This is a genomic window from Actinospica durhamensis (genome assembly GCF_018139695.1).
In the GTDB taxonomy this organism is placed as follows: Bacteria; Actinomycetota; Actinomycetes; order Streptomycetales; family Catenulisporaceae; genus Actinospica; species Actinospica durhamensis.
Genome location: NZ_JAGSOG010000218.1, coordinates 1 through 15,140, shown reverse-complemented (window position 1 = coordinate 15,140; position 15,140 = coordinate 1). Strand labels below are relative to the sequence as shown.

At 72.9% G+C, this 15,140-nt stretch carries 15 protein-coding genes and 1 pseudogene; 13 read left to right on the top strand and 3 right to left on the bottom strand.

Going from position 1 to position 15,140, the window contains the following annotated elements:
* Positions 1 to 139 precede the first annotated feature (139 nt).
* The 8 genes from KDL01_RS30425 (at position 140) to KDL01_RS30390 (ending at position 7,159) form a co-directional block, all read left to right on the top strand.
* Positions 140 to 313, top strand: a complete 174-nt coding sequence (locus KDL01_RS30425; RefSeq protein WP_212532101.1) for a hypothetical protein — start codon at positions 140 to 142, stop codon at positions 311 to 313.
* Complete coding sequence (locus KDL01_RS30420) at positions 310 to 1,026, top strand: phosphoadenylyl-sulfate reductase (RefSeq protein WP_212532100.1); 717 nt, start codon at positions 310 to 312, stop codon at positions 1,024 to 1,026. The genes KDL01_RS30425 and KDL01_RS30420 overlap by 4 nt, the downstream gene beginning before the upstream one ends.
* A gap of 83 nt (positions 1,027 to 1,109) precedes the next feature.
* Positions 1,110 to 2,003, top strand: a complete 894-nt coding sequence (gene cysD / locus KDL01_RS30415) for a sulfate adenylyltransferase subunit CysD (RefSeq protein ID WP_212532103.1) — start codon at positions 1,110 to 1,112, stop codon at positions 2,001 to 2,003.
* Between the two features lie 2 nt (positions 2,004 to 2,005).
* Positions 2,006 to 3,316 (top strand): sulfate adenylyltransferase subunit 1, encoded by a 1,311-nt coding sequence (locus KDL01_RS30410; protein ID WP_212532099.1) that lies wholly within the window; start codon positions 2,006 to 2,008, stop codon positions 3,314 to 3,316.
* Between the two features lie 148 nt (positions 3,317 to 3,464).
* Positions 3,465 to 4,604: an ABC transporter substrate-binding protein gene (locus KDL01_RS30405; protein ID WP_212532098.1), complete on the top strand. Its 1,140-nt coding sequence runs from the start codon at positions 3,465 to 3,467 to the stop codon at positions 4,602 to 4,604.
* 35 nt (positions 4,605 to 4,639) lie between these two features.
* Positions 4,640 to 5,425, top strand: a complete 786-nt coding sequence (locus KDL01_RS30400) for an ABC transporter ATP-binding protein (RefSeq protein ID WP_212532097.1) — start codon at positions 4,640 to 4,642, stop codon at positions 5,423 to 5,425.
* Positions 5,415 to 6,314 (top strand): ABC transporter permease, encoded by a 900-nt coding sequence (locus KDL01_RS30395; protein WP_212532096.1) that lies wholly within the window; start codon positions 5,415 to 5,417, stop codon positions 6,312 to 6,314. The genes KDL01_RS30400 and KDL01_RS30395 overlap by 11 nt, the downstream gene beginning before the upstream one ends.
* The gene (locus tag KDL01_RS30390) at positions 6,311 to 7,159 is read left to right on the top strand and encodes a sirohydrochlorin chelatase (protein ID WP_212532095.1); all 849 of its coding nucleotides are present in this window, start codon (positions 6,311 to 6,313) and stop codon (positions 7,157 to 7,159) included. The genes KDL01_RS30395 and KDL01_RS30390 overlap by 4 nt, the downstream gene beginning before the upstream one ends.
* Here the strand turns inward: KDL01_RS30390 and KDL01_RS30385 are convergent.
* Together KDL01_RS30385 and zapE are read right to left on the bottom strand one after the other, a co-directional pair.
* Positions 7,117 to 8,211, bottom strand: coding sequence for a PPK2 family polyphosphate kinase (locus tag KDL01_RS30385; protein ID WP_212532094.1), 1,095 nt, complete (start codon positions 8,209 to 8,211; stop codon positions 7,117 to 7,119). The two genes, KDL01_RS30390 and KDL01_RS30385, sit on opposite strands and share 43 nt — an antisense overlap.
* Before the next feature lie 98 nt (positions 8,212 to 8,309).
* Entirely contained in the window at positions 8,310 to 9,425 is a 1,116-nt protein-coding gene (gene zapE / locus KDL01_RS30380; protein WP_212532102.1) for a cell division protein ZapE, read from the bottom strand.
* 139 nt (positions 9,426 to 9,564) lie between these two features.
* On the opposite strand from zapE, the gene KDL01_RS30375 reads away from it, so the two are divergent.
* The 5 genes from KDL01_RS30375 to KDL01_RS30355 all read left to right on the top strand — a co-directional run bounded on the left by KDL01_RS30375 (position 9,565) and on the right by KDL01_RS30355 (position 14,370).
* Entirely contained in the window at positions 9,565 to 10,308 is a 744-nt protein-coding gene (locus tag KDL01_RS30375) for a dihydrofolate reductase family protein (protein ID WP_212532093.1), read from the top strand.
* 52 nt (positions 10,309 to 10,360) lie between these two features.
* Positions 10,361 to 10,765 carry a peptide-methionine (R)-S-oxide reductase MsrB gene (gene msrB, locus KDL01_RS30370; protein ID WP_212532092.1) on the top strand — a complete coding sequence of 135 codons (405 nt, stop codon included), beginning with the start codon at positions 10,361 to 10,363 and terminating at the stop codon, positions 10,763 to 10,765.
* Positions 10,766 to 10,883: 118 nt separating this feature from the next.
* Positions 10,884 to 11,588 (top strand): urease subunit gamma, encoded by a 705-nt coding sequence (gene ureA, locus KDL01_RS30365; protein ID WP_212532091.1) that lies wholly within the window; start codon positions 10,884 to 10,886, stop codon positions 11,586 to 11,588.
* The gene (locus KDL01_RS30360; protein ID WP_212532090.1) at positions 11,585 to 13,285 is read left to right on the top strand and encodes an urease subunit alpha; all 1,701 of its coding nucleotides are present in this window, start codon (positions 11,585 to 11,587) and stop codon (positions 13,283 to 13,285) included. The genes ureA and KDL01_RS30360 overlap by 4 nt, the downstream gene beginning before the upstream one ends.
* Positions 13,286 to 13,341: 56 nt before the next feature.
* Entirely contained in the window at positions 13,342 to 14,370 is a 1,029-nt protein-coding gene (locus KDL01_RS30355) for an agmatine deiminase family protein (RefSeq protein WP_212532089.1), read from the top strand.
* 26 nt (positions 14,371 to 14,396) lie between these two features.
* Here the strand turns inward: KDL01_RS30355 and KDL01_RS30350 are convergent.
* Positions 14,397 to 15,140: pseudogene (locus tag KDL01_RS30350) on the bottom strand (hypothetical protein); the annotation flags it as partial.

Below are 15,140 nucleotides of genomic sequence, written 5' to 3'. Positions count from 1 at the left end.
CTCCCCCGCCGGCCCCCGCACTCCGGAGCCGGACGACGAAGGCGAAACGCGGGACGGGCTGTGCGTCGGCCGGTGATCTCCCCTCTCCCCCCGGCCGGGCCGCCCCGTCGTACCGCCCGACCGGAAGAGGAATCACGCCGTGAGCGAACGAGCCGCTCCGCAGTACTGCCCGTACTGCGGCGATGAGGATCTGCGCCCCGAGGTGCTGCCGGAGGACGACCCCCGGGCCGGCCACGGCCTGTGGCTGTGCCGCGCCTGCGCCCGCGTGTTCAAGCTCTCCTTCGTCGGACTCAAGATAGGCAGCGGCACATGAGCGCTCTCGTCTCACGCTCCGAGCACACCGAGGCCGAACTGCGGGCACTGGCGGACGAGGCGGAGGCCAGGTTCGCCGACGCGGAGCCGGCCGAGGTGCTCGCCTGGGCGGCGCAGACCTTCGGGTCCGGACTCGTGGTCGCGTCCTCGATGGCGGACACGCACCTGGTGCACCTGGCCCAGTCCTCGGCCCCCGGCGTCGACGTGCTCTTCCTCGACACCGGCTACCACTTCGCCGAGACCATCGGCACCCGGGACGCGGTGGGCGCCGTCTACGACGTCAATGTCCTGACCATCTTGCCGCTCCGGACCGTGGCCGAGCAGGACGCCGAGCACGGGCCGAGGCTGCACGAGCGCAACCCCGAGCTGTGCTGCGCGCTGCGCAAGGTGGAGCCGCTGGAGCGGGGGCTCTCGCCGTACACCGCCTGGATCAACGGAATGCGCCGGGCGGACGCGCCCACCCGCACCGACATCCGCGTCGTGGACTTCGACGCCAAGCGCGGCATGGTCAAGATCTCGCCGATCGCCGCGTGGAGCGACGAGGACGTGGCGCGCTACGTCGAGGCGCACGGGGTGCTGGTCAATCCGCTGTACCAGGACGGATACACCTCGATCGGCTGCGAACCGTGCACCCGCCGCACCCTGCCGGGCGAGGACCCGCGGGCCGGGCGCTGGGCCGGATTCGCCAAGACCGAGTGCGGACTGCACACGTGACCAAGGAGACCGAGTTGACCGTCGTGGACGAGCGTCACGCCGTCGATCCCGCCCCCGAGACCCCGACCACCGGTAACGAGCCGATGCGGCTCGACCACCTCGACGCGCTCGAGGCCGAGTCCGTGCACATCTTCCGCGAGGCCGCGGCCGAGTTCGAGCGTCCGGTGCTGCTCTTCTCCGGCGGCAAGGACTCGATCCTGATGCTGCACCTGGCGATGAAGGCGTTCTGGCCGGCCAAGGTGCCCTTCGGCCTGCTGCACGTGGACACCGGGCACAACTTCCCCGAGGTGCTGGCCTACCGCGACCGGACCGTGGCCGAGCACGGGCTGCGGCTGGAAGTGGCGCGGGTGCAGGACTACATCGACGACGGCCGGCTGCGCGAGCGGCCGGACGGCACGCGCAACCCGCTGCAGACGGTGCCGCTGCTGGACGCGATCAACTCGCACCGCTTCGACGCCGTGTTCGGCGGCGGGCGGCGGGATGAGGAGAAGGCGCGGGCGAAGGAGCGGGTGTTCTCGCTGCGCGACGAGTTCGGGCAGTGGGATCCGCGGCGTCAGCGTCCTGAGCTGTGGTCGCTCTACAACGGGCGGCACCGGGCGGGCGAGCACGTGCGCGTGTTCCCGCTGAGCAACTGGACCGAGCTGGACGTCTGGCAGTACATCGACCGCGAGGGGATCGCGCTGCCGGAGATCTACTTCGCGCACCAGCGCGAGGTCTTCCAGCGCGGCGGCATGTGGCTCACGGCCGGCGAGTGGGGCGGGCCGAAGGACGGCGAGACCGTGCAGGCCCGCAGCGTGCGCTACCGCACCGTGGGCGACATGTCCTGCACCGGGGCCGTCGACTCCACCGCGGTCTCGCTGACCGAGGTGATCGCCGAGATCGCGGCGTCCACGCTCACCGAGCGGGGTGCCACCCGCGCCGACGACAAGTTGTCGGAGGCGGCCATGGAGGACCGCAAGCGCGAGGGGTATTTCTAGAGATGACCGCGATACAGGAACCGCCCGTGCACACCCCGACCGGCTCGCTGCTGCGTCTGGCCACCGCCGGCTCTGTGGACGACGGCAAGTCGACCCTGGTGGGCCGGCTGCTGCACGACACCAAGCAGGTCTTCGCCGACCAGCTCGACGCGGTCGAGCGGGTCTCGCGCGAACGCGGCCTGGCCGGCGCCGACCTCGCGCTGCTCACCGACGGCCTGCGGGCCGAGCGCGAGCAGGGCATCACCATCGACGTGGCCTACCGCTACTTCGCCACCCCGCGCCGCCGCTTCATCCTGGCCGACACCCCGGGACACGTGCAGTACACCCGCAACATGGTCACCGGCGCCTCCACCGCGCAGCTGGCGGTCGTGCTCGTGGACGCGCGCCACGGCGTGGTCGAGCAGACCCGGCGGCACGTCGCGGTCGCGGCGCTGCTGAAGGTGCCGCACGTGGTGCTGGCCGTGAACAAGATGGACCTGGTGGACTATCAGGAGTCCGTCTTCGCCCCGATCGCCGACGAGTTCGCCGCGTACGCGCAGGCCCTTGGCGTGCCCGAGGTCACCGCGATCCCGATCTCGGCGCTGGCCGGGGACAACGTGGTCGACCCCTCCCGCGCGATGGACTGGTACGCCGGACCCACGCTGCTCGAGCACCTCGAGAACGTGGAGGTGGACCACGACCCGCGCCACTGCGCCGCGCGCTTCCCGGTGCAGTACGTGCTGCGGCCGCAGAGCTCGGAGTTCCCCGACTACCGCGGCTACGCGGGCCAGGTCACCGCGGGCGCGTTCCGGCCGGGCGACGAGGTGCTGGTGCTGCCCTCGGGCAAGCGCACCAGCATCGCCGGGATCGACCGGCTGGGCGAGCGCGACGTGGACGTGGCCTTCGCCTACCAGTCGGTGACGCTGCGCCTGGCCGACGACGTGGACGTCTCCCGGGGCGATGTGATCGTGCCGGCGGACCGGGCGCCGGAGGTGACCCAGGACATCGTCGCCACCGTCTGCCACATCGCCGACCGGCCGCTGCGGGCCGGGGACCGGGTGCTGCTGCGGCACGGCACCAGCACGGTCAAGGCGCTCGTGCGCGCGCTGGACTCGACGCTGAACCTGGAGACGCTGGTGCGCGACCCGGGCCCGTCGGCCCTGCACGCCAACGACATCGGCCAGATCACCCTGCGCACCGCGGCCCAGCTGCCGCTCGACGACTACGCGGACCACCGGCGTACCGGCTCGTTCCTGCTGATCGACGACGCCGACGGGGCGACGTTGACCGCGGGGATGGTCGGTGTCCCGCTGGGTACCGCGGCCGAAGGCTGAGATACACCTTGTCCGTATTCTCCTTCATCCTGGCCGGGATATCCGGCGCGATCGAGCCGAAGGGCACCGGACGACTGAGCGGGTGTACCACCCGTACCCCAGTCGTGTCCGTGTTCGACCCCAACTTCGACTCATCGCGAGGATTCCCATGTTCAGAAGCGGAAACTACCGCCTGATCACCCGCACTTCCTCCGCACTCTCCCCGCGTTCGCGCCGAACAGCCGCGCTGCTGGCCGTCGGTGCGCTGACCGTGGCGGTGACCAGCGCGTGCGCTCACGCCACGGCCGGCACCACCTCGGACGTCGGCGCCTCGGCCTCGTCTTCGAGCACGAATTCCGGTACTCCGGCCACCAGCCTGCGGCTCGGCTACTTCGCCAACGTGACCCACTCGACCGCCATCACCGAGGTCGCCAACGGCACGTTGGCCAAGGACCTGGGCTCGACCACGCTCAGCACCTCCATCTACTCCTCCGGCCCGACCGAGATGACCGCGCTGCTCTCCGGCCAGCTCGACGCCGCGTACGTCGGCCCGTCCTCGGCGCTGAGCGCCTGGACCAAGTCCGACAAGCAGGGCCTGACCATCGTCGCGGGCGCGGAGGACGCGGGCGCGGAGCTCGTGGTCAACTCCAGCATCACCTCGGCCGCGCAGCTCAAGGGCAAGACGATCGCGGACCCGCAGCTGGGCAACACCCAGGACGTGGCGCTGCGGTACTGGCTCAAGACGCAGGGCTACACCACCACGCTGCAGGGCGGCGGGGACGTGACGGTGCAGCCGGAGGCCAACGCCACCACGCTGAGCCTGTTCAAGGAGGGCAAGATCGACGGCGCCTGGCTGCCCGAGCCCTGGGCCTCGCGCCTGGTGGTCGAGGGCAAGGGCCACGTGCTGGTGGACGAGAAGACGCTGTGGCCGGGCGGGAACTTCGCCACGACCAACCTGGTGGTGGCGACCTCGTACCTGCAGGCTCACCCGCAGACCGTGGCCGAGCTGCTCGACGCGCAGATCGCCACGAACACCTGGATCACGGCGAACCCGAGCGCCGCGCAGACCCTGATCGGCGCTCAGATCAAGAAGCTGACGGGCTCGACGATCACGGCGGCCGAGATCGCCCGCGCCTGGGGCGAGGAGGCGGTCACCAACGACCCGCTGGTCTCCTCGCTCTCGACCAGCCTCGCCCACGCGGTGGCCACCGGACAGCTCAAGAACACCTCGCTGACCGGCATCTTCGATCTCACCCTGCTCAACCAGGAACTGGCCAAGGCGGGGCTCTCCTCCGTCCCGACCTCGTGAGCTGAGCCTTCGAGCTCGGAGATAAGGACACTGCTATGACCACGACCGCAGCCGTGGGCGCCGCGCAGACCACGGCCACGCCCACCGCGGTACGCCTGTCCGGGGTCACCAAGACCTTCGGCAAGGACGGCGTACCGGTACTCGACGGCATCGACCTGGCCGTCGCGCCGGGCGAGTTCCTGTGCCTGCTCGGCGCCTCCGGCTGCGGCAAGTCCACCCTGCTCAACCTGATCGCGGGGCTGGACCCGGTCACCTCGGGGAGCATCGAGGTGGAGGGCGGCCACGCCGCCCTGATGTTCCAGGAGTCGGCGCTGTTCCCCTGGCTCACGGCCGGGCGCAACGTCGAACTCGCACTCAAGCTCCGGGGCGTGCGGGACCGGGCCGAGCGCCGCGCCGAGGCGCAGCGCCTGCTCGGTCTCGTCCGCCTCGGCGGCGCGTACGACAAGCGGGTGCACGAGCTGTCCGGCGGCATGCGCCAGCGGGTGGCCCTGGCCCGCGCGCTGGCGCAGGACTCGCAGGTGCTGCTGATGGACGAGCCCTTCGCCGCGCTCGACGCGATCACCCGCGACGTGCTGCACGAGGAGCTGGTCAAGCTCTGGCAGGAGACGAACCTGACCGTCGTCTTCGTCACTCACAACGTGCGCGAGGCCGCGCGCCTGGGCCAGCGCGTCATCCTGCTCTCCTCCCGTCCCGGCCGGATCGCGCGCGAGTGGCGGGTGGAGATCCCGCAGCCGCGCCGGATCGAGGACGCCGCGGTGACCGAGCTCACCCGGGAGATCACCGCCGAGCTGCACAAGGAGATCAGCCGCCATGGCAACTGAGACAGCGTCGGCCGCGGCGCCCGGAGCGCCGTCCGAGGACTTCGTGAGCCTGGAGGCGGGACTCGACGCGCTCGAGAGCGCCGCCCCCGCGCGCAGCCCGTGGTGGCGCCGGGTGCTGCTGGCCAAGATCGTGCCGCCGGTGGTGGCCGTGGTGGCGCTGCTGCTGATCTGGGACCTGCTGGTGTTCGCGAAGGTCAAGCCGGCCTGGGTGCTGCCGGGGCCGGCCGACGTGTGGGACGAGCTGACCTCGCAGTGGAGCTCGTACCAGGTCGGCCAGGCGGTGTGGGACTCGGTCTCGCGCGGCATCATCGGCTTCGCCATCTCGGTGGTGGTGGGCACGGTGCTGGGCCTGACCATCGCCCGGATCCCGGTGCTGCGCGCGGCGATCCAGCCGATCCTGTCCGGACTCCAGTCGCTGCCCTCGGTGGCCTGGGTGCCGATCGGCATCATGTGGTTCGGCATCGACGACGCCACCGTCTACACCGTGGTGCTGCTCGGCGCGATCCCGTCGGTGGCCATCGGCCTGATCGACGGGGTGGATCAGATCCCGACGATCTACACCCGGGTCGGGCGCAACCTGGGCGCGCGCGGGATCTCCTCGGCCAGGTACGTACTCTTCCCGGCCGTGCTGCCCGGCTACGTCAGCGGCCTGAAGCAGGGCTGGGCGTTCTCCTGGCGCTCGCTGATGGCGGCCGAGCTGATCGCGGTCTCGCCGAAGCTCGGCCCCGGCGTGGGCCAGGTGATGGCCGAGGCCTCGGACAACAACGACATGGCGATGGCCTTCGGCGCGCTGATCGTCATCCTGATCATCGGTATCGGCATCAACGCGGTGTTCTTCGCACCGATCGAGCGGCGCCTGCTGCGCAGCCGGGGCCTGGCCAAGTCGTGAACCTGCTGCTGATCACGCACGGCTCCCGGGACCCGCGGTACGCGGCGTCCTTCGCGGCGCTGTGCGCGCGGCTGCGCCAGGACGGGCACCGGGCCGAGGTCGGGCATCTGGGCCTGTGCGGCCCGGATCCGGCGGGCGCGGCGGCGGCGCTGGCGCGGGGCCTGTCCGCGGACACGGTGGCCCCGGGCCGGGAGCGGGTCGTGGCGGTGCCGATGTTCCTCGGGCACGGCTACCACGTGACGCACGACGTGCCGGCCGCGCTCTCCACGGCCCGGGCGGTGCTGGTGGGGCGGGCGGCCGTGGTGGCCGCCGCGCCGCTGGGGCCCGACCCGCTGCTGGTGGAGGCGATGGAGTCGCGGCTGCGCGAGCTCGGGGTGTGGCCCGGGGACCCGGAGGTGGCCGTGCTGATGGCCTCGGCCGGGAGCTCGGATCCGGGCGTGCGCGCGGGAATGGCGGCCGCCGCGGCGTGGTGGGCACGCAGCGGCTGGCACGGGGTCACCCCGGCGTACGCGGCGGGCGGCGGCCCGGACGTGGCCGCGGCGCTGGCCTCGGCACGGGCGGCCGGCGCGGCCGAGGCGGTGGTGGCCAGCTACTTCCTGGCGCCCGGGCATCTGGCCGACCGGGTCGCGCTGGCCGCGGCCGGGGCGCCGATGTCAGCGCCCTTCCTCACTCCGGCGGACGCGGATCCGGCGCTGGTGCGGCTGGTGCTGCGCCGCGCGGCGCAGGCGCTGGAGCCGGCCGCGGCGGCGGGCGGGCCGGCCCGGCACCGGGGGCAGGGCCGGGCCGGGCGCACGCACTCGGTTCAGGACGCGAGTACCCGGGCCCGTTCCGCGGCGAGGTCGTAGTCCCCCGGCGGGTACTGCGGATCGATGCCCTCGAGCGCTTCGATCAGGAGCCTGAGTACGGCGTAGTTGCGGTACCACTTGCGGTCGGCCGGGATCAGGTGCCAGGGCGCCGCCTCGGTGCCGCAGCGCTCGATCGCGACCTTGTAGGCCTCCTGGAACTGCGGCCACAGCAGCCGGTCGTCCACGTCGGTGGGGTTGTACTTCCAGCGCTTGTCCGGATCCTCGAGCCGGGCCAGCAGCCGCTCGCGCTGCTCCTCGGGCGAGATGTGCAGGAAGCACTTGACCACGACGCAGCCCTCGGCGGCGAGTGACTGTTCGAACTTGTTGATCGCGCCGTAGCGGCGGCCGATGTGCATCGGCAGCGCGAGCTTGCGCACCTTGGCGACCAGCACGTCCTCGTAGTGGGAGCGGTCGAAGATGCCGATCTGCCCGGCCTCGGGGGTCTCCGAGCGCACCCGCCACAGGAAGTCGTGCGCCCGCTCCTGCTCGGTCGGCGCCTTGAACGCCTTGATCCGGATGCCGTTGGGGTCGAGCAGCCCGACCACGTGGCGCACGGTGCCGCCCTTGCCCGAGGTGTCCATGCCCTGGAGCACCAGCAGCACGCGGCGGGCCGAGCCCGCGCCCACGGCCGCGGCGTAGAGCCGCTCCTGCAGGCTCGAGAGCCGGTCGCTGAGCTCCGGCAGCTGGGCCTCGACCTGGGCCCGGGAGGCGACGCCCGGGGTCGCGCGCGGGTCGAAGGCGTCGAGGTCCACCGCCGCCCCCGGCTCGAGCCGCAGCAGCGGGCCGATCGGGCCGGCGACGGGCTCGGGGATGAGGACGGCGACCTCGGCCTCGACGTAGCGGGCGGCGACCTTCTCCACCAGGGCCTTGGCCTGCTCCGGGCGCAGCGGCCGGTCCTTCGACTTCTCGGCCTGCTTCCTCGCCTGCTTCGCAGCCTTCTTGGCGAGTTTCTCGACCTCGGCCGGCTTCAGCGGCTTGCCCTTCGCGGGCTTGTCGGCCTTCTCGGCCTTGCCCTTGTTCTTACCCGGCTTGCTCAGCTTCGCATGCGCCATGGCCGGATTCTCCCATGCCAGCGCGTACGGCGCAGGGTCGGTGGCCCCATTGATTGGTATCTGAGACAGACCGCGTTCACCGCGCGGTCGCCCGCAGTTCACGCGACGAGCGCGGACCCGGCCTGGGTGAGCGAGATCAGACGGCTGACGGCGCGCAGGTACTTCTTGCGGTAGCCGCCGGCGAGCAGCTCGGGGGTGAAGACCTGATCGGCCGCCACACCGGAGGTGAGCACGGGTATGGAGCGGTCGTAGAGCCGGTCGACGAACACGACGAGGCGCAGCGCGGCGTTCTGGTCCTCCACCGGCAGCAGGCCCAGCAGGCCGAGCGAGGCGACGCCGTCGAGCAGGGCGCCGTAGCGGCTGGGATGCAGGGTGCTCAGATGCGTCACCAGCGGGTCGAACGCGTCCAGGAAGCGCTCGCCGCCGAGGCCGGGGACCGGGGCGGTGTGCAGCCCGCCCTCGGCGTACTTGCGCACGGTCTCGTCGGACAGCGGCTCGGGCGCGCTGGCCCCGTCGCGCCGGCGGTAGTCCCGGCCGTCGATGCGCACCGCGGTGAACCGGGCCGAGAGGCCCTGGATCTCGCGCAGGAAGTCGGCCGCGGCGAACCGGCCCTCGCCGAGTTGGTCCGGCAGCGTGTTGGAGGTCGCGGCCAGCTGCACTCCGGCCTCGGCGAGGCGGGTGAGCAGGGTGGAGACCAGCACGGTGTCGCCCGGGTCGTCGAGTTCGAACTCGTCGATGCACACCAGCCGCTGGGTGGCCAGGTGCGCCACGGTCGGGCCGAAGCCGAGCGCGCCGACCAGGTTGGTGTACTCGACGAAGGTGCCGTACACCTTCGGGCCCTCGGTCTCGTGCCAGAGCGAGGCGAGCAGGTGGGTCTTGCCGACGCCGTAGCCGCCGTCGAGGTAGACCCCGCGCCCCTCGGCCGCGCCGGAGCCGCCGCGGCGCAGCAGCCCGCGCCGGCCGCGCTCCTTGCCGCCGCGCCCGGACCAGGCGGCGGAGCGCTCGGCCAGCAGGTCGCGCGCGGCGCTCTGGCTGGGCTCGGCCGGGTCGGGCAGGTAGGTGGAGAAGCGCGCCGAGGCGAAGCGCGGCGGCGGGACCAGTTCGCCGATCAACCGGTCGGCGGAGACGGCGGGTCGGCGGACGGCCAGTGAGGCCGGTCCGGTGCCGAGACCGCGAGGGTCGTCATGGGGTTCGGCGTGCCCGCGCTCGACGATCGTCACATGATCAATTTTATTCGGTGCGGAACGTGATCATGGACGTTCGGGCCGTGACGTGCCTCACTCAGCCCCGTGACCTGCGTCACGTCGGTCCGCCTCACCGCGGCGCGGGCCCCCCGGCCCTACGATGCGCACTATGCGGCAACTGCTTCCCGAGCCCCCGCGCGGCGCCCACGAGCCGGACCTGAGCGAGATCTACGCCTACCCCGGCCGCGCCCGGCGCTGGCTGCGGGCCAACATGGTCGCCTCGGCGGACGGCGCGGCCCAGGCCGACGGAGCCTCGCGCGGGCTGTCCGGCGCGGCCGACGTGCGGGTGCTGCGCACGCTGCGCGCCCTGGCCGACGTGGTCCTGGTCGGCGCGACCACCGTGCGCACCGAGGGCTACCTGCGTCCGGTGGTGGCCAGGCCCGAGTTCGCCGAGGCCCGCGCGGCCGCGGGCCAGCCCCCGACCGCCGCGATCGCCGTGGTCAGCGCGTCGCTCGAGGTGGACTTCGGCACCCCGCTCTACACCGAGGCGCTCACCCCGACCATCACCGTGACCACGGCCGACGCCCCGCGCGACCGGCTGGCGCAGGCCGAGGCGGCCGGCGAGGTGCTGATCGCGGGCGAGGGCGGCCGGGTGGACCTGACCGGAGCGGTGGACCTGCTCGCCGACTCGGGCCGCGGCCGGCTGCTGTGCGAGGGCGGCCCCAAACTGCTCGGCGCGATGGCCCTGGCCGGGCGGCTCGACGAGCTCTGCCTGTCGGTGTCCCCGCAGCTCAGGTCGGGCGCGGGCCTGCGCATCCTGGACGGGCCCGAACTCGCCGCGCCGCTCGGACTCACCCTGCACACGCTGCTGACCGAGGACGGGTTCCTGTTCGCGCGCTACCTGGTCGTCTGAGCACGTCCACGCGTCTTGGTCATCCGGCGGCCGCGCGGCGTAATCTCGGACTATGGCATACGAAGTGACCAAGTCCGACGACGAATGGCGCGCCGAGCTCTCCCCGGAGGAGTACCACGTACTCCGGCAGGCGGGCACCGAGGCGGCGTACAAGGGCGAGTACACGGACACTGAGACCGAGGGCGTCTACCGCTGCCGGGCCTGCGGCAACGAGCTGTTCCGCTCCACCGAGAAGTTCCACTCGCACTGCGGCTGGCCCTCGTTCTACGACCCGGCCGACAGCGACGCGGTGGAGCTGATCCGGGACGACTCGCACGGCATGGTGCGCACCGAGGTGCGCTGCGCGAACTGCGGCTCGCACCTGGGGCACGTCTTCGAGGGCGAGGGCTACCCCACCCCGACGGACCAGCGCTACTGCATCAACTCGATCTCGCTCACGCTCGCGCCGAAGCAGTAGCGCCGGCGAGCGCGGTCCGCACCCGCCCGGCGTCCTGACAGCCGGGCGGGCGGATCGGCTACACAGTGCTCGGCCGAGCCTCGCCCGGTGCGGCGCGCGGTGTGGTGGACTTGGCCCCATGCGACTGACACCGACCGAGCGGGATCGGCTGCTGATCTTCTCCGCGGCCGAACTCGCCCGCGCCCGCCGGGCCCGCGGCCTGCGGCTGAACGTGCCGGAGGCCGAGGCGCTCATCGCCGACACGGTCTGCGAGGCGGCCAGGGACGGCGCCCGGCTGGCCGACGCGGTCGAGGCCGGTCGCAGCGTGCTGACGGAACGCGACGTGCTGCCCGGGGTCGCCTCGATCGTCGCCGAGGTACAGGTCGAGGCGGTGTTCGAGGACGGCACCCGGCTGGCCGTGATCAGCGAGCCGATCGGCCCGGGCGCCCCCGACGGCCCGGGCGCGGTACTCCCCCGGGACGAGGCCGCCCACCCGCAGCAGCCGACCCTGGATCCGGTGCGGCTCGAGGTGCTCAACACCGCGCCGGTGCCGATCTCGGTCACCTCGCACTTCCACTTCTTCGAGGCCAACCCGCGGCTGCGCTTCGACCGGGCCACCGCGTACGGCCGGCACCTGGCCGTGCCGGCCGGTTCCTCGGTCCGCTTCGACCCCGGGGCCACCGTCCCGGTCGTGCTCACTCCGATCGGCGGGGCCCGGGTCGCCATCGGCTTCGCCGGACTGGTCGACGGCCCGCTCGACGCACCGGGCGCCAAGCAGGCGGCGCTGCGCACGGCCGCCGCATGCGGCTACCTCGGCGCCGAGGACGGGGAGGGTGCCTCATGACCGCGGACTCCTTCGACGCGCAGCAGTACATCGCGGTGCACGGCCCCCGGGTCGGGGACCGGGTGCTGCTCGGCGACAGCGGCCTGATCGCGCGGGTGGACTTCGACTCCCAGCAGCCGGGCGAGGAGTTCCTGGCCGGGTTCGGCAAGACCGCGCGCGACGGGCTGCACCTGAAGGCCGCGGCCGTGCGCGAGACCTGCGACCTGGTGATCAGCAACGTTCTGGTGATCGATCCCGTACTCGGTATCGGCAAGACCTCGATCGGGGTGCGCGAAGGGCGGATCTGCGCGATCGGCCGGGCCGGGAACCCGGACACCCTGGCCGGGGTGGAGGTGGTCGTCGGCACCGGCACCACGATCGTCTCCGGCGAGGGCCTGATCGCCACCGCGGGCGCGATCGACACGCACGTGCACCTGCTCTCGCCGCGGATCATGGAGGCCTCGCTGGCCTCGGGCGTGACCACGATCATCGGCCAGGAGTTCGGGCCGGTCTGGGGCGTCGGGGTCAACTCCCCCTGGGCGCTGCGGCACGCGTTCAACGCCTTCGACGCCTGGCCGGTCAACATCGGCTTCCTCGCCCGCGGCTCCTCCTCCAACCCCGACCCGCTGGTGGAGGCGCTGGTCGAGGGCGGGGCGAGCGGCTTCAAGGTGCACGAGGACATGGGCGCGCACACCCGCGCCCTGGACACCGCGCTGCGGGTGGCCGAGGACTACGACGTGCAGGTGGCGCTGCACACCGACGGCCTGAACGAGTGCCTGTCGGTGGAGGACACCCTGGCCGTGCTCGAGGGCCGCACCATCCACGCCTTCCACATCGAGGGCTGCGGCGGCGGCCACGTCCCGAACGTGCTGCGGCTGGCCGGGGTGCCGAACGTGATCGGCTCCTCCACCAACCCGACCCTGCCGTTCGGCCGGGACGCGCTGGGCGAGCACTTCGGCATGATCGTCTCCGCCCACGACCTCAAGCCCGACCTGCCCGGCGACGCGGCGATGGCCCGGGACCGGATCAGGGCCGGCACGATGGGCGCCGAGGACGTGCTGCACGACCTCGGCGTCATCCCGATCACCTCCTCCGACGCGCAGGGCATGGGCCGGGCCGGGGAGACGGTGCGGCGCACCTTCGCGGTGGCGGCCAAGATGAAGGCCGAGCTCGGCGGGCTGGACGGGGCGCAGCCGGGCCCGCACGACAACGACAGGATCCTGCGTTACATCGCCAAGCTGACGATCAATCCGGCGCTGGCGCACGGCCTCGCGCACGAGATCGGCTCGCTCGAGATCGGGAAGCTGGCCGACCTGGTGCTGTGGCGGCCCGACTCCTTCGGCGCCAAGCCGCAGCTGGTGCTCAAGGCCGGCTTCCCGGCGTACGGCGTGGTGGGCGACCCGAACGCGGCCACCGACCGCTGCCAGCCGCTGGTGCTCGGCCCGCAGTTCGGCGCGCACGGCGCGACCGCGGCGGACCTGTCGGTGGCCTTCGTCTCCGGCGCGGCGGCCGAGGCCGAGGCGGACCGCTTCCCCTCGCGGCGCCGGCGGGTCGGGGTGCGCGGAACCCGCGGCATCGGCCCGGCGGCCATGGTGCGCAACGCCCGGCTGGGCCTGGTCGAGGTGGCCCCGGCCACCGGCCTGGTCACCCTGGACGGCGCGCCGGTCAGCTCCCCGCCGGCCGAGTCGGTCCCGCTCTCCCGCCTGTACTTCCTCTGATCCGATCTTCTGACCCGATCTTCTGACCCGCCGACAGCCGACAGGAGTCCTCGACCATGCCCACCCCCGCAGAACTCGGATTCGCCATGCCCGCCGAGTGGGCGCCGCACGCGCGCACCTGGATGGCCTGGCCGACCGAGGGCTACACGCTCGGCGACGCACCCGAGGACGCGTACCGGGCCTGGTCCCAGGTGGCGAACGCGATCGTGCGCCACGAGCCGGTGACGATGGTGCTCGACCCGGCCGCGCGCGCCTCGGCGGACGCGTGGCTGGACCCGGCCGTGCGGCGGCTGGAGCGTCCGCTCAACGACGCCTGGATGCGCGACATCGGCCCGACCTTCCTGACCGGTCCGGGCGGCCTGGCCGTGGCCGACTGGGTGTTCAACGGCTGGGGCGCGCAGGCGTGGGCGCAGTGGGACAAGGACGCGCTGATCGCCGAGCACGTGGCCGAGCACGCCGGGGCGCGCGCGTTCGCCTCCCGGATGGTGAACGAGGGCGGCGGCATCCACGTCGACGGCGAGGGCACGGTGCTGATCACCGAGACCGTGCAGCTCGACCCGGGCCGCAACCCCGACTGGACCAGGGAGCAGGTCGAGCGGGAGCTGCGCGACTTCCTCGGCGTGCGCAAGGTGATCTGGCTCCCGCGCGGGCTGACCCGGGACTACGGCGAGTTCGGCACCCGCGGCCACGTCGACATCGTCGCCGCCTTCGTCCAGCCCGGCGTCGTCGTCGTGCACACCCAGCCCGACCCGGCCCACCCCGACCACGAGGTGGGCCGGGAGAACGCCGCGCTGCTGCGGGCCAGCACCGACGCCAGGGGCCGCGCGCTCGAGGTGGTGGAACTGCCCGCCCCGACCATCCTGGCCGAGGCGGACGGCGAGCCGGTGGACTACTCGTACATCAACCACTACGTGGGCAACGGCTTCGTCCTGCTCTGCGCCTTCGACGACCCGCGCGACCGGGAAGCGGCCGAGATCCTCGGCAAGCTCCTGCCCGGCCGCGCCGTCGAACTCGTCGACGCCCGCCCGATCTTCGAGCGCGGCGGCGGCATCCACTGCATCACCCAGCAGGAGCCCGCGCTCTGATCTCCAAGGCCTGCCAGACTCCGGGATCAGGAGCCTTCCGAGGCCTTCCAGATCGCGGCGGAGTACTGCGCGGCCTCGGCGTTGGAGAGGGACTCGGGCAGCGCGGCCAGGCCGTACTCGTTCGCGTCCATCCACATGCAGGCGCGCAGGGTGATGGACGGGTCCACGATCAGCCCGCAGGTCATCGCGCCGTTCGGCTCGGCGGACGGCTCGGTGGCGCTCTTGGTCAGGGTGCTGCTCGAGATCTGCTGCAGCGCGCTGCTCGCCCCCTCGAGAGAGTACACGTCGTGCAGGTCCGAGCTCGTGGCCAGCGGGACCAGGGTGAGGTCGCCGAAGTAGCTGCTGGTGCCGGTCTTCTCGTAGGCGCCGAACTCGGCGCTGCTGAGGGTGGAGTTCGAGGCGTCGGCCTTCTTCATGGCCTGGGTCACCGCGTCGCCGGAGCTTCCGGTCATCTCGGTCAGCCCGCCGGCCGAGGCCGGGACGGTCACGGCGCCGGACGCGGCGGCGGCGGTGGAGGCGTCCGCGGAGGGCGAGGCCGCCGCGGAGGACGGCGCGGAGAGCGAGGACGGGCTGGTCGGCTGCCCGAGGCCGGCCTGGTCGGCGGGCTTGTTCGAGCCGCCGGAGGTCAGCGCGTAGGTCAGGCCGATGGCGGCGACGCCCACGACCACGCCGATGCCGACGAACAGGCCGGTGCGCTTCTTCGGCGGGGGCGGCGGCGCGAAGCCGGGCACCGGTCCGTAGCCCGGGGCCTGCCCGTAGCCGGGGGGCGG